Genomic DNA, 25,512 nt, shown 5'->3' with positions numbered 1-25,512 from the left:
TGTGCCGTTGCACCCGCAGGCCGCTGCCTTCCTCGATCGTGTGGCAGAACAGCGTATGCCGCCTTTCGACCAGGTCGGCGTACCCACCACCCGTGAACTCATGAGCGGCCTCAGGCAGGCCCAAGGCCCTGCCGAGACCGTGGAAAAGATTACCGAGACCCACATACCCGGCCCCGCGGGGCTGCTGCCCGTCCGTGTCTATATGCCCGTCCAGCAGCCCGGACGTCCCCGTCCGCTGATGGTGTTCTTCCACGGCGGGGGCTGGATCGCCGGAGATGTCGAACTGCTCGACACACCGCTGCGGAGCCTCGCCAACGCCACCGGCGCCGTGGTGGCCAGTGTCGAATACCGACGCGCTCCCGAGACCCGCTTCCCCGGACCCGCCGAGGACGCCTACGCCGCCGTCAAGGCCCTGGCCGTGCGGACCAAGGAGTTGGGGGCGGACGGACGGCTGGTCATCGCGGGAGAGAGCGCCGGAGGGAATCTGGCAGCTGCCGCCTGCCTCATGGCCAGAGACCGCGGCGGTCCGCACATCGACCTGCAAGTGCTCATCTGCCCCCCTCTCGCCCCCGCAGGCGATCCCCCCTTCCCCTCCTACGACCAGTACGCCACGGGCCATCTCAACACCCGTGCCTCCATGGACCACTTCTGGAACCTCTACCTGCCCTCCCCCGAGGAAGCGGTCAACCCCTACGCCTCCCCCCTGCTCGCCGAAGACCATGCCGGACTCCCGCCGGCGCTGATCCTCACCGCCGAATGCGACCCGCTCAGAGATGAAGCGGAGGAGTACGCCCGGCGTCTGCGGAGCAGCCACGTGACCGCCACGACACAGCGCTACAACGGCGCGCTGCACGTCTTCTTCCTGCTGCCCTGGCTCACCGCGGCACAGCAGGCACGCCAGGACATCACCGCCGCCCTGCGCGCCCACTGCGCCGCCTAGGCCTCCAACCCCCGCCCAGCAACGAGTACGGAGCGCACGTGCCCGCCTACGACCGCATCTATCTCAACGGCGCCTGGACGCCGTCGCACAATCCAGCCAGGCTCACCGTTGTCGACCCGGCGACCGAGCAGCCACTGGCCCGAGTGCCCGCCGGCACAGCACGGGACGCGGACGCCGCAGTCACCGCCGCCCGTGCCGCCTTCGGCCCCTGGTCGCGTACCGGCGTGGCCGAACGCGCCGGCTACCTGCGGGCCATCGCAGCGGAACTGACCCGCCGCGCGGGAGATCTGGCCCAGCTGATCACACAAGACGTCGGATGCCCGATCGCCTTCTCCCGGGCGGTGCAGGTCACGCTGCCTGTCAACAGCTTCTTGCAGGCCGCGCAGACCGCGCTGGCATACCCCTTCGAACAGCGCCAGGGGCCGTCGCTGGTCGTGCGCGAGCCCTACGGCGTAGTTGCGGCCATCACACCCTGGAACTTTCCCCTGCACCAAGTCGCCGCGAAGGTCGCCTACGCGCTGGCCGCCGGCAACACCGTCGTCCTGAAACCCAGCGAACTCGCACCGCTCAGCGTCTGGCACCTGACCGACATCATCGACTTCGTCGGCTTGCCGCCCGGCGTCTTCAACCTCGTCAGCGGCACCGGTCCCGATGTAGGGGAGGCGCTGGCCGCGCACCCCGAGGTCGACGTGGTCTCCTTCACCGGTTCCACGCGCGCGGGCCGCCGCGTCGCATCCATGGCCGCTGAGACGATCAAGAAAGTGACACTGGAACTGGGCGGCAAGAGCCCCGCAGTGATGCTCCCCGACGCCGACCCCGCGCGCGTCGTCCCCGCCGTGCTGGCAGCCTCATTCCTCAACAACGGCCAAACCTGCTCGGCTCTCACCCGACTCATCGTGCCACGCTCCGTACTCGGAGAAACGGAGGAACTGGCACGCCACTGCGCCCGGGAATGGGTGCCCGCCGACCCCGGCCACGAGCAGACCCGGCTGGGACCGCTGATCTCCTCTGCCCAGCGCCATCAGGTGCGCACGCATATCCGCAACGCGCTGGCCAGTGGAGCGAAGCTCGTCACCGGAGGAGAAGCGCCCCCTCCCGAGCCAAGCCGCGGCTTCTTCGTCCGCCCCACCATCCTGTCCCGGGTCACCAGCGACATGGCCATCCACCACCAGGAGGTGTTCGGCCCGGTGCTGGCCATCGAGACGTACGAAACGCAAGCCGAGGCCGTCCGCATCGCGAACAACACCAACTACGGCCTGGCCGCTGCGGTCTGGTCGGCGGACGAGGACCGCGCCCTGGCTGTCGCCCGCGAACTCCGTGCCGGTCAGATCCAGGTCAACGGGTCGGCCTTCGATCCCAACGCACCGTTCGGCGGCTACAAGCAGTCCGGCAACGGCCGTGAGGGCGGCCGGGCCGGCCTGGAGGAACTCCTGGAGACCAAGGCGATCCAGCTCTGACACGACCGGGCCAGGCACTCGTCGGTATCCAGTCCCCAGTCAACCCACCACCGAGAGAAGGGCAGACACATGTACTACCGCTCCATGTTCAAGTCAAAGGTGCACCGCGCCACCGTCACCCAGGCCGACCTGCACTACGTCGGATCACTGACTCTGGACGCCGACCTGATGGAGGCCGCGGACCTGCTGCCCGGGGAAAAGGTCGACATCGTCGACATCGACAACGGCAACCGACTGTCCACCTACATCATCGAGGGTCCCCGGGGCACCGGCGTCGTCGGCATCAACGGAGCCGCAGCCCGGCTCATCAGCCCGGGCGACACCGTCATCATCATCTCCTACGCCCAAGTCCTGGACGCCGAAGCGGCCCTCCTCGTTCCCCGGATCGTCCATGTGGACAGCGACAACAGAGTCGTTCTCCTGGGGGCCGACCCTGCCGAAGCCACCCCAGATGGCACCACCTGCCGCGGCGACCACATCTTCACCGACTGAACAGCGCCGACCGCCCTGCGCACCGGCGAGTCCGCTCGGGCAGAGCCGAAACCAGGAGAACACCATGTGCGGCATTGCAGGCTGGATTGCCTTCGACGCGGACCTCAGGCCTCACCGGGAGACCCTGGAGGCCATGACCCGCTCCGTGGCCACCCGAGGGCCGGACGCATCCGCGGTCTGGATCAGTCGACACGCAGCCCTCGGCCACCGGCGCCTGGCCATCATCGATCTCGACGGCGGCGCCCAGCCGATGACGGTCGAGACCGCCGACGGCCCGATCGTCATGACTTACAGCGGGGAGACATACAACTTCACCGCCCTGCGGCAGTACCTGCGGGGGCGCGGCCATCCTTTCCACACAGCGAGCGACACCGAAGTAGTACTCCGCGCCTACCTGGAGTGGGGTGACCGTCTCGTCGATCACCTCATCGGCATGTACGCCTTCGCGATCTGGGACGGCCGCAGCGAGCGCCTGCTCATGGTCCGCGACAGGCTGGGCATCAAGCCGCTCTACTACGCGCTCACCGCTGACGGAGTACTGTTCGGTTCCGAACCCAAGGCCATCCTCAGCCATCCCAGCGTCGAGGCCGCCGTCGACCACGACGGACTGCGCGAAATCATGCTGGGAATCAAGTCTCCCGGAGTCGCCATCTGGCGCGGTATGCGGGAACTGCAGCCTGGTTCCCTTGCGACCGTTGATCGCGGCGGTGTCCGGGAAACCACCTATTGGCGGCTGACGGCCCGTCCACACACGGACGACTTCGCCACCACCGTCCACCGGACTCGGGAACTGCTCACGAACTCCGTACGCGAGCAACTCGTGGCTGACGTGCCACGGTGCGTGCTGCTGTCCGGTGGACTCGACTCGAGCGCCATCGCCGGACTCGCGGCGAGCGAGCTCTGTGCGCACGATGAGAGTCTGCGCACCTTCTCGGTGGACTTCCGCGGACACGCCGACCACTTCGCCCGCGACGCCCACAATGTCAGTCCTGACGCACCGTATGTGCGCACCGTCGCCCAGCACCTGGACGCCGATCACACCGATCTGGTGCTGGACGCCGCACACCTCTCCGACCCTTCGATTCGCCAGGCCGCCATACGGGCTCGCGACCTGCCGGTCGGCCGCGGCGACATGGACCACTCTCTGATCCAACTGTTCACCGCCATACGCGAACACTCAACGGTCGCGCTGTCCGGCGAAGGCGCCGACGAGATGTTCGGTGGCTACTGGTGGTTCCACGACGCCGCCCTCCGCCAAGGCCACGGCTTTCCCTGGCTGACAGCAGCCCTTGGCCAAGTACGCCAGGAACGCACGTTCCTGCCCCCCGACCTTTCGGCGGCGCTGGACATGCCCGGGTACGCCGATCACAGCTACCGTCAGTCCCTCGCACGTACTCCGACACTCGACGGCGAAAACCCCCTACAGCGCCGCTCACGCGAACTTCTCCACCTCCATCTGACACACAGCTTGGCCGGGATGCTGGAACGCAAAGACCGGCTCAGCATGGCAGTAGGGCTGGAAGTGCGCGTGCCCTTCTGCGACCACCGCCTCGCTGAATACGCCTTCAACATCCCCTGGCCGTTCCATGTCGCGGACCATCGGGAGAAGAGCGTGCTCCGGGCCGCCGCACGACCAGTCGTGCCGGACAGCGTGCTCAGACGCCTCAAAAGCCCGTACCCCATGACCCGCGACCCACGTTACGTCTGCGCTCTGCAAGACCAGGCTCGCCAGATCCTCGCCCAACCCGACCACGACGTCTTCCTGCTGTTCGACCCAGCAGCAGCGAGGAAGGCCGCCTCCCAAGACCCCACACATCACCCCAACCCCCACGGCCACCGAGCGGCCCTGGAGAAGTTCCTGGACCTGCACACCTGGATCGAGGCCTACCGACCACGCCTGATCCTGTGAACCGGAACTCCCGGACCGCCGCGCCGCAGCCCGCCGTCCGCGCCCACGATCCCGGTAGTGACACGTTCCGGTCCCTGTGACCAACCCTCGGCCAAACGCGCCGACGGCTCTACCGCACCCCCCACCGCACCACGAGGAATCCATGCACTTCAAACTGCCTGCCCTGAGGCCGTCCCTCCTTCTCCCCGACGTCACCGCCTCGCTCGTCGTCTTCCTCGTCGCTGTGCCCCTGTGCGTCGGTGTCGCGGTCGCCTCCGGGGTGCCGGCCGAACTCGGCTTGATCACCGGCATCGTCGGCGGCCTGGTGGCAGGCGTACTGCCGGGCAGCTCACTGCAGGTCAGTGGCCCGGCAGCCGGGCTGACCGTGCTTGTCCACGAGGCAGTTGAGGCCCACGGGCTCGCCGCGCTCGGGGTGATCGTGCTCGCCTCCGGCGTACTGCAGCTGGTCCTGGGTGCTGCGCGGTGCGGCCGCTGGTTCCGTGCGATCTCCATCGCAGTGGTGCAGGGCATGCTCGCCGGAATCGGCCTCGTCCTCATCCTGGGACAGGCGTACGCGATGGCAGATCTGACAGCCCCGAGCAGCGGGCTGGGGAAGATCAGCGGCCTGCCGGGACTGACAAGGGACATTGTCTTCAGCGCCGATGCCTTGGTGACGTTCATGGTGGGTACTGCGACGATCGCCGTGCTGATCTTGTGGAAGCGCCTCCCCGGGCCCCTGCCGCACGTGCTGCCCGCACCGCTTGCCACCGTCGCACTCGCCACCGCTGCTGTCGCCGCCCTCGGCCTGCCCATCGCCAGGGTGGACGTACAGGGCCTGATCGAGTCGGTGCAACCTCCCGCCCTCGGTGCCCTGTCCAACCTCGGTGACGTGGCACTGTTGGGCACGGTGCTCGCCTTCACCCTCATCGCCTCCGCCGAGTCCCTCTTCAGCGCGGCCGCGGTGGACCGGATGCACGACGGTCCGCGCACCGACTACGACAAGGAACTCATGGCCCAGGGCGTGGGCAACACGGTCTGCGGGCTGCTCGGCGCTCTGCCGATGACGGCCGTGATCGTACGCAGCGCCGCAAACGTCCAGGCCGGCGCCCGCACCAAGCTTTCCCGTGTCCTGCACGGGGTGTGGCTGCTGCTGTTCGCGGCGCTGTTCCCGGCCGCTCTCGAAGCCATCCCCATCGCGGCGCTCGCCGGCGTGCTCGTCCATGCCGGCGCGAAGCTGATGCCGGTCAGGGAACTCCTACCGCTGTGGCGCGACCACCGTGGTGAGGCAGTCGTCCTGGCCGTGACCGCCATCGCGATCGTGGTCACGAACATGTTCGAAGGGGTCCTGCTCGGGCTGCTGATGGCCGTGGCCAAGACCGCGTGGGAAACCTCCAGCCTCCACGTGCACGTCGAAGACGGCGCGGCCGGCCCCATCCACGTCCGAATCACCGGCAACGCCACTTTCCTGCGGCTGCCCCGAATCCTGGACACGCTCGAAGCCCTCCCCGGCGACCGGCCCGTCCAACTCGACCTGTCGCGGCTGCGTCACCTCGACCACGCCTGCCACACCGCCCTGACCGGCTGGGCGGTGTGGCACAACAAGTCGAACAACGAACCGGTGCAGGTGAAGATCCCGGACGACGTCCCGCAGCTCGGCACGGGTCCAGGGAACCCACATCCGAAATCGGTCACTCATCGCCAGCTGTAACGCTTGGTTACTATGCTCGACATGCCAGTCGAAACTCCCCAGATTCTCCCCAGGGCTGATCGCGGCGGGTTCCCCGTGGCGCACCTACGTGGGGTTGGCCGTGGATTTTGAGGCAAAGGGTGCCTTGGAGCCTGTGATATCCCTGAGGAAGGTCACCGCAACCCGCTATGTCGCGCCCCTGCGGTCCGGCGGCTCCGTCCCCGGCGTCGTCGAGGCCGACGACCTGGGCACGTACGTCGTGAAGTTCACCGGCTCCGCGCAGGGCCGCAAGGCGCTGGTCGCCGAGGTGATCGTCGGTGAACTGGCCCGCGCCCTCGGGCTGCGCTTCCCCGAGCTGGTCCTGGTCCACTTCGACCCGGCGATCGCCGACGACGAGCCCCACCAGGAGGTGCGCGACCTCCACGGCGCGAGCGCCGGGGTCAACCTCGGCATGGACTACCTGCCGGGCGCGAAGGACTTCACCCCGGAGGTCGCGAAGGACTTCCGCGTCGACCCGCTGGAGGCGGGCCGGATCGTCTGGCTGGACGCCCTCACCGCGAACGTCGACCGCACGGTCCACAGCTCGAACCTGATGGTCTGGCCCACGCTGGGGACCGTACCGCCGCGCCTGTGGCTCATCGACCACGGCGCCGCGCTCGTCTTCCACCACCGCTGGGACGGCACGGACCCCGCGAAGGCGTACGACTTCCGGCACCACGCCCTCGGCCACTACGCCCCCGATGTGCGCGCGGCCGACGCGGAGCTGGCGCCGAAGGTCACCGAGGAGCTGCTGCGGCAGGTCGTGGCGGAGGTCCCGGACGCGTGGCTGAGCGCCGAACCGGGCTTCATGAGCCCCGGTGAGGTCCGCGACGCCTACGTCGCCTATCTCCACGCGCGCGTACAGGTGTCCTCGGCCTGGCTCCCCACCGACTTCCCCTCCCGGGAGGAACTCGCCGCCGAGGAGGCCCGTCGCGCGGCACGCACCCAGCAGGGCCGCCCGGACTGGCTCAAGCGGGTCCCCGACCTGCACGGCAAACCGGCGGCGGAACAGGATTGGTCGGTACACCTCGGATGACGGAGACCTCTTTGAAGGACGTCCAGCGCGTCGAGATCGAGTACTGCACCCAGTGCCGCTGGCTGCCGCGCGCGGCCTGGCTGGCACAGGAGCTGCTGACGACCTTCGAGGCGGAGCTGACGGAGCTCGCCCTGAAGCCGGGCAAGGGCGGCGTCTTCGTCGTGCGTGTCAATGACGAGGTGGTCTGGGACCGCCGCGAGCAGGGATTCCCGGAACCCACGGCGGTCAAGCAGGCCGTACGCGACCGAGTGGCCCCGGGAAGGTCCCTGGGCCACTCGGACAAGCCGTCGCAGGAGTAGGTCAGCCCTTGAGCTGCTCGTACGCCGGCAGTGTCAGGAAGTCCGCGTAGTCCTCGTCGAGGGAGACCTCCAGGAGCAGGTCGTGGGCCTGCTGCCAGTGGCCGGCCGAGAAGGCCTCCTCGCCGATCTCGGCGCGGATGTTCGCCAGTTCCTCGGCGGCGACCTTGCGGGCCAGCTCCGGGGTGGCCTTCTCGCCGTTCTCGAACTCGACGCCCGCGTTGATCCACTGCCAGATCTGGGAGCGGGAGATCTCGGCGGTGGCCGCGTCCTCCATCAGGTTGAAGATGGCGACCGCGCCGAGGCCGCGCAGCCAGGCCTCGATGTAGCGGATGCCGACCTGGACGGCGTTGACCAGGCCCGCGTACGTCGGCTTGGCGTCCAGCGAGTCGATGGCGATGAGGTCCTCCGCCTTGACGTCGACGTCCTCGCGCAGGCGGTCCTTCTGGTTCGGCTTGTCGCCGAGGACCTTGTCGAAGGACTCCATGGCGATCGGGACCAGGTCGGGGTGGGCGACCCAGGAGCCGTCGAAGCCGTCGTTCGCCTCGCGGTCCTTGTCGGCGCGGACCTTCTCGAAGGCGACCTTGTTGACCTCGGCGTCCCGGCGGGACGGGATGAACGCCGCCATGCCGCCGATCGCGTGCGCGCCGCGCTTGTGGCAGGTGCGGACCAGGAGTTCGGTGTACGCCCGCATGAACGGGGCCGTCATCGTCACCGCGTTGCGGTCCGGCAGGACGAACTCGGCGCCGCCGTCACGGAAGTTCTTGACGATGGAGAACAGGTAGTCCCAGCGGCCGGCGTTCAACCCCGAGGCGTGGTCGCGCAGTTCGTAGAGGATCTCCTCCATCTCGTACGCCGCCGTGATCGTCTCGATCAGGACGGTCGCGCGGATGGTGCCCTGCGGGATGCCGACGTGGTCCTGCGCGAAGACGAACACGTCGTTCCAGAGGCGGGCCTCCAGGTGCGACTCCGTCTTCGGGAGGTAGAAGTACGGGCCCTTGCCGAGGTCGAGCAGGCGCTGGGCGTTGTGGAAGAAGTACAGGCCGAAGTCGACGAAGGCGCCGGGGACCTGCTGCCCGTCGACCTGGAGGTGACGCTCGTTCAGGTGCCAGCCGCGCGGGCGCATCACGACGGTCGCGAGCTCGTCGTTCGGGCGCAGGGCGTACGACTTGCCGGACTTCGGGTCGGTGAAGTCGATGTTGCGGGTGTAGGCGTCGATCAGGTTGAGCTGGCCGAGGACGACGTTCTCCCAGGTCGGCGCCGAGGCGTCCTCGAAGTCCGCGAGCCAGACCTTGGCGCCCGAGTTGAGGGCGTTGATGGTCATCTTGCGGTCGGTGGGACCGGTGATCTCGACCCGGCGGTCCTGCAGCGCGGGCGGGCACGGGGCCACCCGCCAGGAGTCGTCCGCGCGGATCGCGGCGGTCTCCGGGAGGAAGTCGAGCGTGGACGTACGAGCGATTTCCGCGCGGCGCTCGGCGCGGCGGGCGAGGAGTTCGTCACGCCGGGGCGTGAACCGGCGGTGCAGCTCGGCCACGAAGGCGAGGGCCGCCTCCGTGAGGACCTCCTCCTGCCGCGGCAGGGGCTCGGCGTCGACGATGGCCAGCGGGGACGGCGCTGGTGCGGACATGAGCTGTCACTTCCTTCAGCGAGCTACGAAGACGAGCTGTCGAGCGTTTGGCACCGGGTGCCAGTCTTCCCGGATACGGCGAACAACGCCCGTGGAGCGGTCGGGCGCTTCTGAACAGTGGATACTAGTTTCCTCATGGTGGAAGTTCAATGGTTTGTTGATGTCGAGATTCTCTGAGTCGAGGCAAGGTGGCTCCGGGTGCCACCGCACTTACTCAAGGTGGGCCAGATCCGCCTCCGTGTCGATGTCGTACGGCCGCGCCACGTCCCCGCACTCGACGAGCGTGATCGCCCCCTCACGTTCCTTCAGATAGGCGCGTGCCCCCTGGTCGCCGGTCGCTGTCGCAGCGATGCCCGCCCAATGGGCGGCGCCGAAGAGCACGGGATGCCCGCGTACCCCGTCGTACGCCGCCGAGACGAGCGAGGTCTCGTCCTCGTACGCGGCGAGCACCCGGGCCACGGCCTCCGGCCCGATGCCGGGCTGGTCGACCAGGGAGACCAGCGCCGCCCCGGCCCCCGTACCGGCGAGCGAGTCGAGCCCGGCGCGCAGGGAGGAGCCCATCCCCTCGGCCCAGTCCGGGTTCTCCACCAGTACGCAGTCACCCAGTTCCGCCCGCTCCCGCACGGCGTCGGCCTGCGCGCCCAGCACCACGTGCACCCGGGCACACCCGGCCGCGCGCAGCACTCCGACGGCGTGTTCGACCAGCGGGCGGCCCCGGTGCCGGAGCAGCGCCTTGGGCCGTCCGCCCAGTCGCCGTCCACCGCCGGCGGCGAGGAGCAGGCCGGCGACCGGTGGCGCTTCTTTCTCAGTCATGCGTCCTGCATACCTGACACCCGCGCGAGCGCCCGGTCCCTCAGGGCTGAATTTCCGTCCGTACGGGTGGCGCATCCGGCGCCGGGTGGGTTTACTGACCCGCGTCCCTGGCGCCCAAGCATCGTCGGGGGCGCTCTATGGGGGAGCGGGACTACTGGCGCACAACGGCGTGCGAGGGGGAGTGCTGTGTTGCGGAGCTTGGGGCAGAGGCCGGTGACGGGCAGCGACGAGGACCCGAGGGTGGCGGAACTGCGGACGGCGGTGTCCCGTCTGCGCCGCGGACTCGCCGCGTATCCGGCCGAGTTCCCGGACCGGGGGATCGCCGAGGACGAGCTTGCCGCGCTGGCCGCGATGACGGTCGACGGGGTGCCGGAGACACCGCGGCTGCGGAGGTCCTTGCTCCTGATCGCGGGGGCGATCGGGTCCGTGAGCGCGTTGTCGCGGGGTTTGTCGGATGTTCGCAACGCGGTGGATCTGTTCGGGGAGCAGCCGCGCGGGCGGGGTTAGCTCACCGGAGCGGACCGCGGTAGGGGAACGGCCCCCGGTAGCCCCGGTCCGAGGTCCGGTGCTCGAACTCCTCGCACAGCCACGTCTCCTGTACGAACTCCGTGCGCTCCTGCCAGATCGCGAAGATGCCGTGCGGGCCCTGCTTGCCGTCGCACCGCCGGTAGCGGTCCTTGGCGTCCCGGAAGCAGGCCAGCCCCGCCATCAGCGGGGGGCCGCCGGGGCTGTAGTCGGACCAGGCGCACGCGACGCACGCCTTGATCCGTGCCCCTCGCGGCAGTCGGCGCTGGATGTCGTGCAGCGCCTCCTCGAAGTCGTCCTGGCTGTCCGCGTTGCGGTACTCGTGCCCGTCGAGGCGCAGGGTGGTGATCAGGCTCTGCTCGTCCAGGCCCGGGCCCACCGGGTCCCCGAGCCGCAGGGAGCAGTGCAGCACGCCCGCCCGTACGCCCTGCCCCTCGACCTCGACGGGCATCGGCACCTCCCACTCCAGCAGGCAGGAGCACAGTGCCCCGTCGAGGAAGGAGAACATCTGCTCGGGCGGGGTGCCGCTCAGGGCGCCGAGGTCGTCCATCATGTCGCCCTCGAAGACGACACCCCTGATCGTCGTACGGATCGACTCCCTGCCGTCCGACTCGAAGACGATCTCCTCCGAGCCGTGCCGGTCGGTGTACCGCCCGGGCCAGCGCTGCATGGCCGTCAGGCGTGGTTCTGGCTGGCCAGTGCCTCGGACAGTTCGTCGGCCACCTGCTGGAGCACCGGCACGATCTTCTCCGTCGCCGCCTCGGTGACCCGCCCCGCCGGACCGGAGATCGAGATCGCCGCGGCGGTGGGGGAGTTCGGGACGGAGACGGCCAGACAGCGGACGCCGACCTCCTGTTCGTTGTCGTCGACCGCGTAGCCGTGGCGCCGTACGTCCTCCAGGGCCGCGAGGAAGCCGTCCGGCGTGGTGATCGTCTTCTCCGTGGCGGCGGGCATGCCGGTACGGGACAGCAGCGCCCGCACCTCCTCCGGCGGGAATCCGGCGAGCAGCGCCTTGCCGACGCCCGTGGAGTGCGGCAGCACCCGTCGGCCGACCTCGGTGAACATACGCATCGAGTGCTTGGACGGCACCTGGGCGACGTAGACGATCTCGTCGCCGTCGAGCAGCGCCATGTTCGCCGTCTCGCCGGTCTCCTCGACCAGGCGGGCGAGATAGGGGCGGGCCCAGGTGCCCAGCAGCCGGGCGGCGGACTCGCCGAGGCGGATCAGACGCGGGCCGAGGGCGTACCGGCGGTTGGGCTGCTGGCGTACGTATCCGCAGGCCACGAGCGTGCGCATCAGACGGTGGATGGTGGGCAGCGGTAGTCCGCTGCTCGCGGACAGCTCGCTCAGGCCGACCTCGCCGCCCGAGTCCGCCATCCGTTCGAGCAGGTCGAAGGCGCGCTCGAGGGACTGGACGCCACCATTGGAGCTGGACCTGGCGGAGTCGGTGGTGCTGGCGCTGGACGTCGGCACGGCGCGTTCCTTTCGGGACCGGTGGGAGGGCAGAAGCCTACCCGTCAGTCGGTTGACTCCCCGCTTGTGCGTAGCTACGTTCTGCCTGCTGGAATAGTAATTCCGCGTTGTGGAAACGTCCAGAGTGTGTGCGTCGGGTGCACTGTGGAGAAGTGTGCCCTTGACGGCGCGGGAGCGGGAGTGAAGACTCCTTCAACAGAAAGTTGAATTCCGTTACGCGGAAGTTAACGGCGGCAGAGAGGGGTCCGGGTGTCCGACGCTCAACTGGTGCTGCGCTCGACGCGCGTCATCACGCCCGAGGGGACGCGCGCCGCGTCGGTCGCGGTCGCCGACGGGAAGATCACGGCCGTTCTGCCGTACGACGCCGAAGTGCCGTCCGGCGCCCGGCTGGAGGACCTCGGCGACGACGTCCTGCTGCCCGGTCTGGTCGACACGCACGTGCACGTCAACGACCCCGGCCGCACCGAGTGGGAGGGCTTCTGGACCGCCACGCGCGCCGCGGCGGCCGGCGGCATCACCACCCTCGTCGACATGCCGCTCAACTCCCTCCCGCCGACCACGACGGTCGAGCACCTGCGCACCAAGCAGGACGTCGCCGCCGACAAGGCGCACATCGACGTCGGCTTCTGGGGCGGCGCCCTGCCCGGCAACGTCAAGGACCTGCGCCCCCTGCACGAGGCGGGTGTCTTCGGCTTCAAGGCCTTCCTGTCGCCGTCCGGCGTGGACGAGTTCCCGCACCTGACCCAGGACCAGCTCGCCCAGTCGCTGGCCGAGATCGCCTCCTTCGACGGCCTGCTGATCGTGCACGCCGAGGACCCCCACCACCTCGACGCCGCCCCCCAGCAGGGCGGCCCCAAGTACGCCGACTTCCTCGCCTCGCGCCCGCGCGACGCGGAGGACACGGCGATCGCCCAGCTGATCGCCCAGGCGAGGCGCCTGCACGCGCGCGTGCACGTCCTGCACCTCTCCTCCAGCGACGCGCTGCCGCTGATCGCCGAGGCCAGGCGGGAGGGCCTACGGATCACCGTCGAGACCTGTCCGCACTACCTGACCCTGACCGCCGAGGAAGTACCGGACGGCGCCAGCGAGTTCAAGTGCTGTCCGCCGATCCGTGAGTCCGCCAACCAGGACCTGCTGTGGCAGGCACTGGCCGACGGCACCATCGACTGCGTGGTGACCGACCACTCGCCCTCCACGGCCGACCTGAAGACCGAGGACTTCGCGACGGCCTGGGGCGGCATCTCGGGCCTCCAGCTGAGCCTGGCGGCGGTGTGGACCGAGGCCCGCAAGCGGGGGCACGGCCTGGAGGACGTGGTCCGCTGGATGTCCGCGCGCACGGCGGAACTGGTGGGCCTGGACAACCGCAAGGGTGCCATCGAGGCGGGCCGCGACGCCGACTTCGCCGTCCTCGCGCCGGACGAGACGTTCACCGTCGACCCGGCCGCCCTCCAGCACCGCAACCGCGTCACCGCGTACGCGGGCAGGACGCTGTACGGCGTGGTGAAGTCGACCTGGCTGCGCGGCGAACGCATCGTCGCGGACGGCGAGTTCACCGAGCCGAAGGGGCAGCTGCTCACCCGCGACCACTGACCTTCTCTCCCGCACCCGCAGCGGCCGATTCCTGAAAGGCACACCTCGTGACGGCGATACCCAGCTTCACCGGCGACGCGAACCCCTACGGAGGCGGCGACCCGTACGCGGACTACCGCACCGCCGACTTCCCCTTCACCCAGTACGCCGACCTCGCCGACCGCCGACTGGGCGCCGGCGTCATCGCCGCCAACGACGAGTTCTTCGCCCAGCGGGAGAACCTGCTGGTGCCCGAGCGGGCCGAGTTCGACCCCGAGCACTTCGGGCACAAGGGCAAGATCATGGACGGCTGGGAGACCCGGCGCCGCCGCGGCGCCTCGGCCGACCACCCGTGGCCGACGGCCGAGGACCACGACTGGGCGCTGGTCCGCCTGGGCGCCCCCGGCGTCATCCGCGGCATCGTCGTCGACACCGCCCACTTCCGCGGCAACTATCCGCAGGCGGTGTCGATCGAGGGCACGTCGGTAGCGGGCTCCCCGTCCCCGGAGGAGCTGCTCGCCGACGACGTGAAGTGGACGACGCTCGTGCCGCGCACGCCCGTGGGCGGACACGCGGCGAATGGTTTCGCCATCGCGGTCGAGCAGCGCTTCACCCACCTGCGGGTCAACCAGCACCCCGACGGCGGCATCGCCCGCCTGCGCGTGTACGGCGAGGTGGCACCGGACCCGGCGTGGCTGGCGGTGCTGAGCACCTTCGACGTGGTCGCCCTGGAGAACGGCGGCCAGGTCGAGGACGCCTCCAACCTCTTCTACTCGCCCGCCACCAACACCATCCAGCCGGGCCGCTCCCGCAAGATGGACGACGGCTGGGAGACGCGCCGGCGCCGCGACCAGGGCAACGACTGGATCCGCTACCGGCTGGTGGCGCAGTCCCAGATCAGGGCGATCGAGATCGACACGGCCTACCTGAAGGGCAACAGCGCCGGCTGGGCGTCGGTGTCGGTGAAGGACGGTGAGGACGGCGACTGGCAGGAGATCCTCCCGCGCACCCGCCTCCAGCCCGACACCAACCACCGTTTCGTCCTGCCGACCCCCGCCGTCGGCACGCACGCGCGCGTGGACATCTTCCCCGACGGCGGCATCTCCCGACTCCGGCTGCACGGCTCCCTGACCGACCAGGGCGCGTCCGCACTGGCGGCCCGCCATCAGGAACTGGGCGGCTGAGCGAACGGCACCCTTGAACGTCGGGCGGGCTGTTTCCAGCCCGCCCGGCGTCCGAGGCCAGAACCGCGCATCCAGCGGCAGTCACTCTCTGACGCAGGCCGGCTGTCTCAGCCCGTCCGGCGTCCGAGGCCAGGACCGCACATTCAGCGGCAGCCACTCCCTGACGCAGGCCGGCATGTCTCAGCCCGTCCGGCGTTTGAGGACGAGGCCCGTTCAGGGCCGATAGCGGGGGTCTGGGGGCCGCAGGCCCCCAGGGAACGGGGTCGAAGGGGCAGCGCCCCTGGGGGATGGGACGGGTAGGGGCGGCGGGGGCGAAGAACCCCGCATCACGCCGAGTGCCCCCCGTCCACGGAAAACTCCGCTCCCGTGACGTAATCCGCCCCGGCCAGGTAGGCGACCATCGACGCCACCTCCTCGGCCGTACCGAAGCGCCCCAGCGCGGTCATGGCCGCCTGACCGGCCGCGTAGGGCCCGTCCGCCGGATTCAGGTCCGTGTCGACGGGCCCGGGATGCACGATGTTCGCCGTGATGCCCCGCGGCCCCAGCTCACGCGCCAGGGCCTTCGTCAGACCGATCAGCGCCGACTTGCCGGCCGCGTAGAGCGTCCCACCGGGCCCCGGCACGCGCTGGGTCATACAGGTGCCGATCGTGATGATCCTGCCCCCGGCGGTCATGCGGGCGGCGGCCGCCTGCGTGGCCAGGAAAACGCCCCGGACGTTCACGGCGAGCACCCGGTCCACGTCCCCGAGCGACAGCCCCTCCAGCGGCCCCAGCACCCCGACGCCGACGTTGTTCACCAGCACGTCCAGCCCCCCGAGCGCCTCCGCCGTAAGCCCCACCGCCCCTGCCGCCTCCTCCGCGTCCCCGGCGTCCGCCCGCAGGGCCACGGCCCGCCGCCCCAGCGCCTGAACGGCCCGGACGACCTCCTCGGCCGCGTCCTTGCCGTTCAGGTAGGTCACGGCGACGTCCGCGCCCTCCCGTGCGAGCCGCAGTGCCGTTGCCGCGCCGATCCCGCGGCTGCCGCCGGTGACCAGGGCCACCTTGCCGTGCAGCGTTCCCTGGGTCGTCGTCTCTGATCCGTGAGTGGTTGTCATGGGTCCATCCCAGCGCCGAGCGGACCGCGGCGCTGGCGGCGAACGGACACGGAGATCGAGCGCATGGACATCGCGGTTCGCCGCGAACACGCGGACGGCGGACCGATGAGTTGCGGGTGCCGGTGGGGTCTGAGCTGATGACAGCAGACCCCACCCGGAAAAGAGGGACTCCTCATGGGCAAGCTCGTTTCCACCATCTTCGTCACGCTCGACGGCGTCTACCAGGCGCCCGGCGGCCCGCAGGAGGACACCCGCGGCGGCTTCGAGCAGGGCGGCTGGAGCTTTCCGTACGCCGACGACGACTTCGGCCAGTTCATCAACGAGGTCTTCGCGCGCCCCGGCGCCTTCCTCCTGGGACGCCGTACGTACGACATCTTCGCCTCGTTCTGGCCGAAGGTGACCGATCCCCTCGATCCGGTCGCCGCCAAGCTGAACGCGCTGCCGAAGTACGTCGCCTCCTCGACCCTGACCGACCCGGAGTGGTCCGGCACCACCGTGATCAGCGGCGACCTCAGCAAGGAGATCGCCGACCTCAAGGAGCGCACCGACGGCGAGCTCCAGGTCCACGGCAGCGGCGCCCTCCTCAGGTCACTGCTGGCCCACGACCTCGTCGACACCCTCCACTTGCTGACCTTCCCGGTCGTGCTCGGCGCGGGCTACCGCCTGTTCACGGAGGGCGCCGTGCCCACCGCGTTCAGGCACACCGCAGGCCGCACCACCGGCACGGGCGTCGTCATCCACTCGTACGACTTCGCGGGCCGCCCCGAGTACGGCTCGTACGAGCTCCCCGAGAACCCGTGACGACCACGAGTCCTGGTCCTCGGGCCGCTCGGCGGTCTGTTGACGGAACGTGCCTCACCCCGCGTCCGGCAGCGGCTGTGGGGGGTACGCGGGGTGAGGGGGCCGGAGGTCCGGCTGAACGCGGACCGGACCTCCAACTGGTCGCACCGTTCCTTGGTGCCGACTGTGACCTTCGGGCTCAGCAGCCGTAGTCGACCAGGTCGAAGGACCTGTAGTGGTCGGCCGTGTAGTAGTCCTCCTGGTGCTCCTCACCGGTGACGATGCGGCGAGCTCCGCGCGTGGAGGAGCCAGGGGTGATGACGGTGTACTCGTGGTAGTACCCGGACGTCTGGCTGGGCAGGATGCCTTCCCGGTTCTGGAAGACGGTGCCGTCCTGGTCGTAGGGGAAGGGGCCGCCCTGCTCGATCAGTTCCAGCGTGTCGTGCGCCTGGGAGGGCAGGTCGCTGTAACAGATGCTGCCGACCGCGGCAGCCGCCGGGGTGGCGGTGACGGTGCCGCCGACGAGGAGGGCGGACAGGACGGCGGCTGCGGCGCCGATACGGCTGATTCGTGGGGGGAATCTCATGGCTTCATGATGACGCGCGTAGACAGTGGCATGTCAATGACAACGTCGGAGATTTACCCGGCAAGTCCGATGAGTTTTCGGGAAGTTAACCTGCCGCCCGGCGTCCTCACATGCTCTTCAGCGCCGTCCACCAGGCCGGGGTCCTGGGAGCCGGTGCGCCTTCAGCCGGGCTTCCGGCTCTGGGCGGCGGCGAACAGCGCGAACGCCAGCACGAGCAGGGCGACGCTCGCGTAGATCTCGAAGCCGTCGAGGAAGCCCAGCCGCTGGACGAGTCCCCAGTCCCAGTCGGCGAACTCGTGCACCAGGCCCGCGATGCCCTGCACCAGGGCGATGAACCCGAGGAACTCCAGCAGCTGTTTCATGCCCACGACTCTCGCCCCGCGGACCCCCCACGCCAATCGGCCGCGGGGCGAGCCGGGTCCGACGGAAGTCCACGTTCCGCACGGGCCCGTCGCACCCAAAGTCTTCGACTGGACGACTTTGGTCGCCGACCGCGCCCCGGAAGGCGCGCCGGGGACCGGCACTGCGTAGATTTGTCGACCGTGAGTCGTGACAAGCCGGAGACCGCACCGCAGGCGTTCACGGGGCGGCGCTGGCTGCTGCCCTCGGCCTTGGTGAAGGAGCTCGACCTCGACCCCGACCGCTCGGGGCGGACCCGGCGCACCGCGCGTGACTGGGTGGTCGACTTCTCCTGCTTCCTGCTGGCCGTGATCGTCGGTCTGCTGGCCGCGGACACGATGAAGAACGAGGACCTTCCCGAGGGCTACGCCGCCTTCGACCAGCTGCTGGGCGCGCTCTCCTGCGCCGCGGTCTGGCTGCGGCGCCGCTGGCCGGTCGGGCTCGCCGCCGTGATGGTCCCGATCAACGTCGTGTCCAGCACTTCGGGCGGCGCGGGCCTGGTCGCCCTGTTCACCCTCGCCGTGCACCGCCCGTTCCGATACGTCGCCTGGGTGGCCGGGGCGTCCATGGTGCTGAACCCGCTGTACTTCTGGTTCCGCCCCGACCCGGACGTGCCGTACGGCTGGTCGCTCGTCCTGGCCGCGGTGCTGACCGTCGCGGTGGTCGGCTGGGGCATGTTCGTACGGTCCAAACGGCAGCTCATGCTGAGCCTGCGCGACCGCGCCCGGCGCGCCGAGACGGAGGCGCGGCTGCGCGCCGAGCAGGCGCAGCGGCTCGCCCGCGAGGCCATCGCCCGGGAGATGCACGACGTCCTCGCGCACCGGCTGACGCTGCTCAGCGTGCACGCCGGCGCGCTGGAGTTCCGGCCCGACGCGCCCCGCGAGGAGATCGTGCGGGCGGCGGGCGTCATCCGGGAGAGCGCCCACGAGGCCCTCCAGGACCTGCGGGAGATCATCGGCGTCCTGCGGGCGGGCGAGCCCGACGATGCCGGCCGCCCGCAGCCGACCCTCGCGGCGCTGGAGGCGCTGGTCGCCGAGTCCCGCGAAGCCGGCATGAAGGTCGCCCTGGACCAACGCGTCACCGACCCCGCCGCCGTGCCCGCCTCCGTCGGCCGCACCGCCTACCGCATCGCCCAGGAGGGCCTGACCAACGCCCGCAAGCACGCGCCGGGTACGGAGGTCACGGTGACGGTGACCGGCGGGCCGGGCGAGGGACTCTCCGTATCGGTGCGCAATCCCGCGCCCGAGGGGGAGATCCCGCACGTTCCGGGCTCCGGACAGGGACTGATCGGGCTGACGGAGCGGGCCACGCTGACGGGCGGCCGACTGGAGCACGGGCACGCGGCGGACGGCGGGTTCGAGGTGCGGGCCTGGCTGCCGTGGGGGTGACTCCGCCGGACCGGCTTGGTTGCTGTGGGGGTGACTCCGCCGGACCGGCTTGGTTGCTGTGGGGGTGACTCCGCCGAACCGGCCGGGCTGCCGTGGGGGTGACCCCGTGGAGCCGGCCGCGCGGTGCTCAATCGCCGCCCCGGCGAGCGCCGTTGCGGACCGTCCGGCACCTGCGCGCCGTACAACCGTGATTACGTGAGGGGCATGACTGCGATCAGACTCCTCCTCGTCGACGACGACCCGTTGGTCAGGGCCGGCCTGTCCTTCATGCTGGGCGGCGCCGACGACATCGAGATCGTCGGCGAGGCGTCCGACGGCGCCGAGGTCGAGACACTGGTCGACCGTGTCCGCCCCGACGTGATCCTGATGGACATCCGGATGCCGTCGGTCGACGGCCTCACCGCCACGGAGCGGCTGCGCGGCAGGAAGGACGCCCCGCAAGTCGTGCTGCTGACCACCTTCCACGCCGACGACCAGGTGCTGCGCGCCCTGCGCGCCGGTGCCGCCGGGTTCGTGCTCAAGGACACCCCGCCCGCCGAGATCGTCGACGCGGTGCGCCGCGTCGCGGCCGGCGACCCGGTCCTGTCGCCCACCGTGACCCGGCAGTTGATGGACCACGCGGCCGGCACCGCCGCCGACACGCGACGCGCACGCGCGCGTGAGCGGCTCACCGCCCTCAACGACCGCGAGCGCGAGGTGGCCGTCGCGGTGGGCCGGGGCCTGTCCAACGCTGGGATCGCCGCGGAGCTCTTCATGAGCGTCGCCACCGTCAAGACCCATGTCTCCCGCATCCTGGCCAAGCTCGACCTCAACAACCGTGTGCAGATCGCCCTGTTGGCGTACGACGCGGGGCTTGTGGAGGAAGTGGAGGACGACGGGCACTAGTCCAGGCTCCCGCGCGTTGTTCGGTGTGTCGGTGTGCCGGAGGGGGAGCGTCATGGCGGAAGTGATCGACCTGGGGGAGTTCGGAGAGGGGTTTCGCGAGAACCCGCATCCGGTGTACGCGCGGCTGCGTGAGAGGGGCCCCGTGCATCGCGTCCGGCTGCCCGACTGGCAGTCCGAGGTCTGGCTCGTCGTCGGGCACGAGGAGGCGCGCGCGGCGCTCGCCGACCAGCGGCTGTCCAAGGACGGCGCCAAGATCGGCCTGAAGTCGCTCGACGAGGAGCTGATAGGGAAGAACCTGCTGGTCGCGGATCCGCCCCAGCACACCCGGCTGCGCGGGCTCATCTCGCGCGCCTTCACCATGCGCCGCGTGGAGGAGCTGCGGCCGAGGGTGCAGCGGATCACCGACGACCTGCTCGACGAGATGCTGCCGCGGGGCCGCGCCGACCTCGTGGAGTCCCTCGCCTACCCGCTGCCGCTCACCGTCATCTGCGAACTCCTCGGTGTGCCCGAGATGGACCGCGTCGAGTTCCGCAAGATGTCGACGGAGGCGGTCGCGCCCACCAGCCCGGGCAGCGAGGTCGACGCCTTCGTCGCCCTCGGCGCCTACTTCACCGACCTGATCGAGGACAAGAGGTGCGCCGGGCCCAGCGGCGACCTGCTGAGCGATCTGATCCGCACCACGGCCGAGGACGGCGACCGGCTCTCCCCGGACGAACTGCGGGGCATGGCCTTCATCCTGCTGATCGCCGGCCACGAGACGACGGTCAACCTCATCACCAGCGGGGTGCACGCCCTGCTCACCCACCCCGGCCAACTCGCCGCCCTGCGCGCCGACATGACCCTCCTGGACGGCGCGGCCGAGGAGATGCTGCGCTACGAGGGCCCGGTGGAGACGGCGACGTTCCGGTACGCCGCCGAGCCCCTGGAGATCGCCGGCGTGCCCATAGAGCAGGGCGAGCCGGTGATGGTCGGCCTCGCCGCGGCCAACCGGGACGCGAGCCGCTATGCAGTCCCCGACACCTTCGACATACGCCGCGACGCCCGAGGCCATGTCGCCTTCGGCCACGGCATCCACTACTGCCTGGGCGCCCCCCTGGCCCGTCTGGAGGCCCGCACGGCGATACGGTCCCTGCTGGAGCGCGCTCCTGGCCTGGCCCTGGACGGCCCGCCGGGTGAGTGGCTGCCGGGGGTGCTGATACGGGGGATGCGGAGCTTGCCGGTGCGCTGGTAGCGGGACGGTCACCGGGTGCTTCGGAGCCCGGCCTCTCACATGGCCGCGGCCGAAGCCTCGCCTCTCACATGGCCGCGGCCGAAGCCTCGCCTCTCACATGGCCGCAGCCGAGGCCCGGCCTCTCACACGGCCGCGGCCGAGGCCCCGCCCGGGATCTCCGCCAGTGCGACCGGCCTGCGCTCGCGGCGCGACCGCTCACACGCCTCCGCGATCCGCAGCGCCTGCAAGGCCTCCCGTCCGTCGCAGGGGTTGGCCCGTTCCCCGCGCACCACTTCCACGAACGCGTTCAGCTCCGCCTCGTACGCCGGCCCGAACCGCTCAAGGAAACCCGACCAGGGCTTGTCCGCCGCGGGCGGCCCGCTCGGCTCGGTGGACGCGATCGGCGTACGGTCGTCCAGGCCGACCACGATCTGGTCCAGCTCCCCGGCCAGCTCCATGCGCACGTCGTAGCCGGCGCCGTTCAGCCGTGTCGCCGTGGCCGTGGCGAGCGTTCCGTCGTCCAGCGTGAGCAGCACCGCCGCCGTGTCGACGTCGCCCGCCTCACGGAACATCACGGGCCCGGCATCCGACCCGGCCGCGTACACGTCGACGACCTCGTGCCCGGTCACCCAGCGCAGTACGTCGAAGTCATGGATCAGCGTGTCCCGGTACAGCCCACCGGACAGCGGCAGCCACTCCACCGGCGGCGGCTCCTGGTCGCTGGACAGCGCCCGCACGGTGTGCAGACGCCCGAGCCGCCCGGACCGCACCGCCTCGCGTGCGCCCACATACCCCGCGTCGAAGCGGCGCTGGAAGCCCATCTGCAGGATCGTCCCGGCCGTCTCCACCTCGCCGATCGCGTGCAACGTGCCCGGCAGATCGAGCGCGATGGGCTTCTCGCAGAACACCGGAAGGCCCGACCTTGCTGCCCGACCGATCAGTTCGGCATGGGCCGACGTCGCCGTCGTGATCACGACCGCGTCCACGCCCCACTTGAAGATCTCGTCCACTCCGGGCGCCGCCGTCTCCCCCAGCCGAAGGGCGAGCTCCTGGGCCCGCTTGGGGTCGGTGTCCGTGAGGATCAGGGAGCCGACGTCACGGTGCCGGCTGAGCGTGTTCGCATGAATCGTGCCGAGGCGGCCCGTACCGATGACGCCGATGCGCATGGAAACAAAGTGGGGGTTCAGTGCGTAGGCTGTCAATGTGTATGTCCGGACAATCGAACTACACGACTTCCCGTCAACAACGCGTAGAGCTACGCTCGGCCCGTGCCGAAACCAGAAGTGGACCCGACCGTGGAACTCGAGCTCAGTGTGGACCGGAGCAGTCCGGTGCCTTTGTACTTCCAGCTGTCCCAGCAGCTCGAGGCCGCGATCGAGCACGGAGCGCTCACCCCCGGCAGCCTGCTGGGCAACGAGATCGAACTCGCCGCACGCCTCGGCCTGTCCCGCCCCACCGTCCGCCAGGCCATCCAGTCGCTGGTCGACAAGGGCCTGCTGGTGCGCCGCCGAGGCGTCGGGACCCAGGTCGTGCACAGCCAGGTCAAGCGCCCGCTGGAGCTCAGCAGCCTCTACGACGACCTGGAGTCGGCCGGTCAGCGCCCGGCCACCAAGGTCCTCGTCAACACCGTCGTCCCGGCGTCCGCGGAGGTCGCGGCGGCGCTCGGGGTGGCCGAGGACAGCGATGTGCACCGGATCGAGCGGCTGCGCCTGGCGCACGGTGAGCCGATGGCGTACCTGTGCAACTTCCTGCCGCCCGCCCTGATCGACCTGGACACCGCGCAGCTCGAGGCCACCGGCCTGTACCGCCTGATGCGCTCCGCCGGAATCACCCTGCACAGCGCCCGCCAGACCATCGGCGCCCGGGCGGCCACCGCCGTGGAAGCCGAGCGCCTCGCGGAAGAGGAGGGGGCCCCGCTGCTCACGATGCAGCGCGTGACGTTCGACGACACGGGCAGAGCGGTCGAGTACGGCACGCACACGTATCGACCGAGCCGCTACTCCTTCGAGTTCCAGCTGCTCGTACGGTCATGACTCGTGCGGTCATGAGGGGTGCGTTCATGAGAGTGCGGTCATGAGGGGTACGTTGCATTGTCAGGACATTGCAACCAGCGTGAGGGCAACGCCCCAGGAGCGCGGGGCCGCATCGATGCGCGGTTCCGCCGCGCGGGCGCGACCAGCCACATACGGCCTGTAGACGGCGTACGTCATGAACCACCCCATTGTTCCCCCGCACGGCGTCCGTCCCGACGGTGAGGCACAATCGGCCCTGATGAGCACCTACCGCGATCTCGCCTTCCCCACCCGGACGGGCACCGCCCCCATCGGCTCCCGCCGCGCGCCGGCGCTCCGCACGGTCGGCCCCCGGGAACGCCGCTCGCATCTGTCGGCGCCCCGGGTGCCGACCGTGGGCATCGACATCGGCGGCACAAAGGTGATGGCGGGCGTCGTGGACGCCGACGGCAACATCCTGGAGAAGCTCCGCACGGAGACCCCGGACAAGTCCAAGAGCCCGAAGGTCGTCGAGGACACCATCGTCGAGCTGGTCCTGGACCTGTCCGACCGCCACGACGTGCACGCCGTCGGCATCGGCGCGGCCGGCTGGGTCGACGCCGACCGCAACCGCGTCCTGTTCGCACCCCACCTGTCCTGGCGCAACGAGCCGCTGCGCGACCGCATCGCCGGCCGCCTCGCGGTCCCCGTGCTGGTGGACAACGACGCGAACACCGCCGCCTGGGCCGAGTGGCGCTTCGGCGCCGGCCGGGGCGAGGACCACCTCGTCATGATCACGCTGGGCACCGGAATCGGCGGCGCCATCCTGGAGGACGGGCAGGTCAAGCGCGGCAAGTACGGCGTCGCGGGCGAGTTCGGGCACATGCAGGTGGTCCCAGGAGGGCACCGCTGCCCGTGCGGCAACCGCGGCTGCTGGGAGCAGTACAGCTCGGGCAACGCCCTGGTCAGGGAGGCGCGCGAGCTTGCTGCCGCCGACTCGCCGGTGGCGTACGGGATCATCGAGCACGTCAAGGGCAACATCGGCGACATCACCGGCCCGATGATCACCGAGCTCGCCCGCGAGGGCGACGCCATGTGCATCGAGCTGCTCCAGGACATCGGCCAGTGGCTCGGCGTCGGCATCGCCAACCTCGCGGCCGCCCTGGACCCCTCCTGCTTCGTGATCGGCGGCGGTGTCTCGGCCGCCGACGACCTGCTGATCGGCCCCGCGCGGGACGCCTTCAAGCGCCACCTCACCGGCCGCGGCTACCGCCCCGAGGCCCGGATCGCCCGGGCCCAGCTCGGCCCCGAGGCCGGCATGGTCGGTGCCGCCGACCTGGCCCGCCTGGTCGCCCGGCGCTTCCGCCGCGCCAACCGGCGCCGGGTCGAGCGCTACGAGCGCTATGCGCGGTTCGCCGAGTTCCGCCGGTCCTCCCAGGGGTCGGCGTGACCGTGACCGTACCCCGCCAGGCCGACTCTCCGGACGAGCCGCAGCAGCCGACCGAGGACCGCCGCCACATGATCCGCCGCCGGGCGCTCACCCTGCTCATCATCGTGCTGCTCATCGGAGTGCCCGCCGGCTACCTGGTGATCTCCGCCAACCAGAGCCGCGACAGCGGCAAGGACAAGGAGGAGAAGTACTCGGCGACCGGCCTCACCGAGGGCTGGCCGTCGCGGGTCCAGCGCCGTATCTACCAGGTGCCGATCCCGGTCCCGTCGTACAAGGTGGCGTACTACGAGACGAACAACTGGAAGACCAGCCGTCTCTACGTCCAGTTCGAGACCACACCGGAGGGCCTGGACTCCTACCTGAAGTCCATGGGCCTCGGCCGGGACGACCTGAAGCCGGACGACATCACCATCAGCTCCCGCGACCAGAAGATCACCGGCTGGGAGTTCACCGGCCCCGGACCCTGGCACGGCCTCGTCCATGCGCAGAAGAACCCGGCGCCCACCCACGACGTGGTCGTGAACACGTCCATCCCGGACAAGCCCTTCGTGTACGTCGTCTCCCGCACGGTCCCCTGACGACTGCCGTGACGACTCCCGCGACGACCCCGTGACGCACCCGGCCCGGACCGGCCGCCGGAGCCGATTGTCAGACCCCGCCCGTAGAGTCGAAGACGGTTGATCCGACTCATGGGCGGGAGGTG

Annotated in this window: 25 protein-coding genes; 17 read left to right on the top strand and 8 right to left on the bottom strand. The window is 70.3% G+C overall.

Going from position 1 to position 25,512, the window contains the following annotated elements; translation table 11 throughout:
- Nucleotides 1-40: 40 nt before the first annotated feature.
- The 7 genes from AQI70_RS13390 to AQI70_RS13360 all read left to right on the top strand — a co-directional run bounded on the left by AQI70_RS13390 (nt 41) and on the right by AQI70_RS13360 (nt 7,838).
- Entirely contained in the window at nt 41-940 is a 900-nt protein-coding gene (locus AQI70_RS13390; RefSeq protein ID WP_208607350.1) for an alpha/beta hydrolase, read from the top strand.
- 38 nt (nt 941-978) lie between these two features.
- Nucleotides 979-2,397 (top strand): aldehyde dehydrogenase family protein, encoded by a 1,419-nt coding sequence (locus AQI70_RS13385; protein WP_062148096.1) that lies wholly within the window; start codon nt 979-981, stop codon nt 2,395-2,397.
- A gap of 69 nt (nt 2,398-2,466) precedes the next feature.
- The gene (gene panD, locus AQI70_RS13380; protein ID WP_062148093.1) at nt 2,467-2,889 is read left to right on the top strand and encodes an aspartate 1-decarboxylase; all 423 of its coding nucleotides are present in this window, start codon (nt 2,467-2,469) and stop codon (nt 2,887-2,889) included.
- A gap of 64 nt (nt 2,890-2,953) precedes the next feature.
- Nucleotides 2,954-4,798 (top strand): asparagine synthase (glutamine-hydrolyzing), encoded by a 1,845-nt coding sequence (asnB, locus tag AQI70_RS13375; protein WP_062148090.1) that lies wholly within the window; start codon nt 2,954-2,956, stop codon nt 4,796-4,798.
- Between the two features lie 142 nt (nt 4,799-4,940).
- Nucleotides 4,941-6,485, top strand: a complete 1,545-nt coding sequence (locus AQI70_RS13370) for a SulP family inorganic anion transporter (protein WP_079051268.1) — start codon at nt 4,941-4,943, stop codon at nt 6,483-6,485.
- Between the two features lie 133 nt (nt 6,486-6,618).
- Nucleotides 6,619-7,539 (top strand): HipA family kinase, encoded by a 921-nt coding sequence (locus tag AQI70_RS13365; protein ID WP_244181600.1) that lies wholly within the window; start codon nt 6,619-6,621, stop codon nt 7,537-7,539.
- Nucleotides 7,536-7,838, top strand: coding sequence for an Rdx family protein (locus tag AQI70_RS13360; protein WP_062148087.1), 303 nt, complete (start codon nt 7,536-7,538; stop codon nt 7,836-7,838). Before AQI70_RS13365 ends, AQI70_RS13360 begins: the two co-directional genes overlap by 4 nt.
- 1 nt (nt 7,839) lies before the next feature.
- On the opposite strand, the gene aceB is transcribed toward AQI70_RS13360, so the two are convergent.
- Both aceB and AQI70_RS13350 read right to left on the bottom strand, forming a co-directional pair.
- Nucleotides 7,840-9,462 (bottom strand): malate synthase A, encoded by a 1,623-nt coding sequence (gene aceB, locus AQI70_RS13355; RefSeq protein WP_062148084.1) that lies wholly within the window; start codon nt 9,460-9,462, stop codon nt 7,840-7,842.
- Between the two features lie 210 nt (nt 9,463-9,672).
- The gene (locus tag AQI70_RS13350) at nt 9,673-10,275 is read right to left on the bottom strand and encodes a nucleotidyltransferase family protein (protein ID WP_062148081.1); all 603 of its coding nucleotides are present in this window, start codon (nt 10,273-10,275) and stop codon (nt 9,673-9,675) included.
- A 213-nt stretch (nt 10,276-10,488) separates the two neighbouring features.
- Here AQI70_RS13350 and AQI70_RS13345 point away from each other — a divergent pair, with 213 nt between their 5' ends.
- Nucleotides 10,489-10,782: a DUF5955 family protein gene (locus tag AQI70_RS13345; protein ID WP_244181598.1), complete on the top strand. Its 294-nt coding sequence runs from the start codon at nt 10,489-10,491 to the stop codon at nt 10,780-10,782.
- 1 nt (nt 10,783) lies between these two features.
- Here the strand turns inward: AQI70_RS13345 and AQI70_RS13340 are convergent, their stop codons facing one another.
- Nucleotides 10,784-11,470, bottom strand: a complete 687-nt coding sequence (locus AQI70_RS13340; RefSeq protein WP_063801575.1) for a DUF6304 family protein — start codon at nt 11,468-11,470, stop codon at nt 10,784-10,786.
- Nucleotides 11,471-11,475: 5 nt separating this feature from the next.
- Nucleotides 11,476-12,273: an IclR family transcriptional regulator gene (locus AQI70_RS13335; protein ID WP_062148071.1), complete on the bottom strand. Its 798-nt coding sequence runs from the start codon at nt 12,271-12,273 to the stop codon at nt 11,476-11,478.
- A 249-nt stretch (nt 12,274-12,522) separates the two neighbouring features.
- On the opposite strand from AQI70_RS13335, the gene allB reads away from it, so the two are divergent.
- Together allB and alc are read left to right on the top strand one after the other, a co-directional pair.
- Nucleotides 12,523-13,863, top strand: coding sequence for an allantoinase AllB (gene allB / locus AQI70_RS13330; RefSeq protein ID WP_062148069.1), 1,341 nt, complete (start codon nt 12,523-12,525; stop codon nt 13,861-13,863).
- Between the two features lie 47 nt (nt 13,864-13,910).
- Complete coding sequence (alc, locus tag AQI70_RS13325; RefSeq protein ID WP_062148066.1) at nt 13,911-15,026, top strand: allantoicase; 1,116 nt, start codon at nt 13,911-13,913, stop codon at nt 15,024-15,026.
- Between the two features lie 326 nt (nt 15,027-15,352).
- Here alc and AQI70_RS13320 read toward each other — a convergent pair whose 3' ends face one another.
- A complete protein-coding gene (locus AQI70_RS13320; RefSeq protein WP_062148063.1) occupies nt 15,353-16,120 on the bottom strand; it encodes an SDR family oxidoreductase in 768 nt (255 codons plus the stop codon).
- Nucleotides 16,121-16,294: 174 nt separating this feature from the next.
- Here AQI70_RS13320 and AQI70_RS13315 point away from each other — a divergent pair, with 174 nt between their 5' ends.
- The gene (locus tag AQI70_RS13315; RefSeq protein WP_062148061.1) at nt 16,295-16,921 is read left to right on the top strand and encodes a dihydrofolate reductase family protein; all 627 of its coding nucleotides are present in this window, start codon (nt 16,295-16,297) and stop codon (nt 16,919-16,921) included.
- 178 nt (nt 16,922-17,099) lie between these two features.
- Here the strand turns inward: AQI70_RS13315 and AQI70_RS13310 are convergent, their stop codons facing one another.
- The gene (locus AQI70_RS13310; protein ID WP_062148058.1) at nt 17,100-17,486 is read right to left on the bottom strand and encodes a guanyl-specific ribonuclease; all 387 of its coding nucleotides are present in this window, start codon (nt 17,484-17,486) and stop codon (nt 17,100-17,102) included.
- A gap of 161 nt (nt 17,487-17,647) precedes the next feature.
- On the bottom strand, nt 17,648-17,848 hold the full coding sequence (locus AQI70_RS13305) for a hypothetical protein (RefSeq protein WP_062148055.1): 201 nt from the start codon (nt 17,846-17,848) through the stop codon (nt 17,648-17,650).
- A 180-nt stretch (nt 17,849-18,028) separates the two neighbouring features.
- On the opposite strand from AQI70_RS13305, the gene AQI70_RS13300 reads away from it, so the two are divergent.
- The 3 genes from AQI70_RS13300 (at nt 18,029) to AQI70_RS13290 (ending at nt 21,389) form a co-directional block, all read left to right on the top strand.
- Complete coding sequence (locus AQI70_RS13300) at nt 18,029-19,273, top strand: sensor histidine kinase (RefSeq protein WP_062148368.1); 1,245 nt, start codon at nt 18,029-18,031, stop codon at nt 19,271-19,273.
- A 204-nt stretch (nt 19,274-19,477) separates the two neighbouring features.
- The gene (locus AQI70_RS13295) at nt 19,478-20,158 is read left to right on the top strand and encodes a response regulator transcription factor (RefSeq protein ID WP_062148052.1); all 681 of its coding nucleotides are present in this window, start codon (nt 19,478-19,480) and stop codon (nt 20,156-20,158) included.
- 52 nt (nt 20,159-20,210) lie between these two features.
- Nucleotides 20,211-21,389 carry a cytochrome P450 family protein gene (locus tag AQI70_RS13290; RefSeq protein WP_062148049.1) on the top strand — a complete coding sequence of 393 codons (1,179 nt, stop codon included), beginning with the start codon at nt 20,211-20,213 and terminating at the stop codon, nt 21,387-21,389.
- Nucleotides 21,390-21,511: 122 nt separating this feature from the next.
- On the opposite strand, the gene AQI70_RS13285 is transcribed toward AQI70_RS13290, so the two are convergent.
- Nucleotides 21,512-22,534 (bottom strand): Gfo/Idh/MocA family protein, encoded by a 1,023-nt coding sequence (locus AQI70_RS13285; RefSeq protein ID WP_062148046.1) that lies wholly within the window; start codon nt 22,532-22,534, stop codon nt 21,512-21,514.
- Between the two features lie 129 nt (nt 22,535-22,663).
- Between AQI70_RS13285 and AQI70_RS13280 the strand changes: the two genes are divergently transcribed.
- The 3 genes from AQI70_RS13280 (at nt 22,664) to AQI70_RS13270 (ending at nt 25,387) form a co-directional block, all read left to right on the top strand.
- Complete coding sequence (locus tag AQI70_RS13280; protein ID WP_200865570.1) at nt 22,664-23,401, top strand: GntR family transcriptional regulator; 738 nt, start codon at nt 22,664-22,666, stop codon at nt 23,399-23,401.
- 238 nt (nt 23,402-23,639) lie between these two features.
- Nucleotides 23,640-24,809 carry an ROK family glucokinase gene (locus tag AQI70_RS13275; RefSeq protein ID WP_062148039.1) on the top strand — a complete coding sequence of 390 codons (1,170 nt, stop codon included), beginning with the start codon at nt 23,640-23,642 and terminating at the stop codon, nt 24,807-24,809.
- Nucleotides 24,806-25,387 carry a hypothetical protein gene (locus AQI70_RS13270; RefSeq protein ID WP_062148036.1) on the top strand — a complete coding sequence of 194 codons (582 nt, stop codon included), beginning with the start codon at nt 24,806-24,808 and terminating at the stop codon, nt 25,385-25,387. Before AQI70_RS13275 ends, AQI70_RS13270 begins: the two co-directional genes overlap by 4 nt.
- Nucleotides 25,388-25,512 lie beyond the last annotated feature (125 nt).

Source organism: Streptomyces curacoi, assembly GCF_001513975.1.
GTDB classification, from domain to species: Bacteria; Actinomycetota; Actinomycetes; order Streptomycetales; family Streptomycetaceae; genus Streptomyces; species Streptomyces curacoi.
The sequence above is the reverse complement of the archived record's forward strand: the minus strand, read 5'-3'. Positions and strand labels throughout refer to the sequence as shown.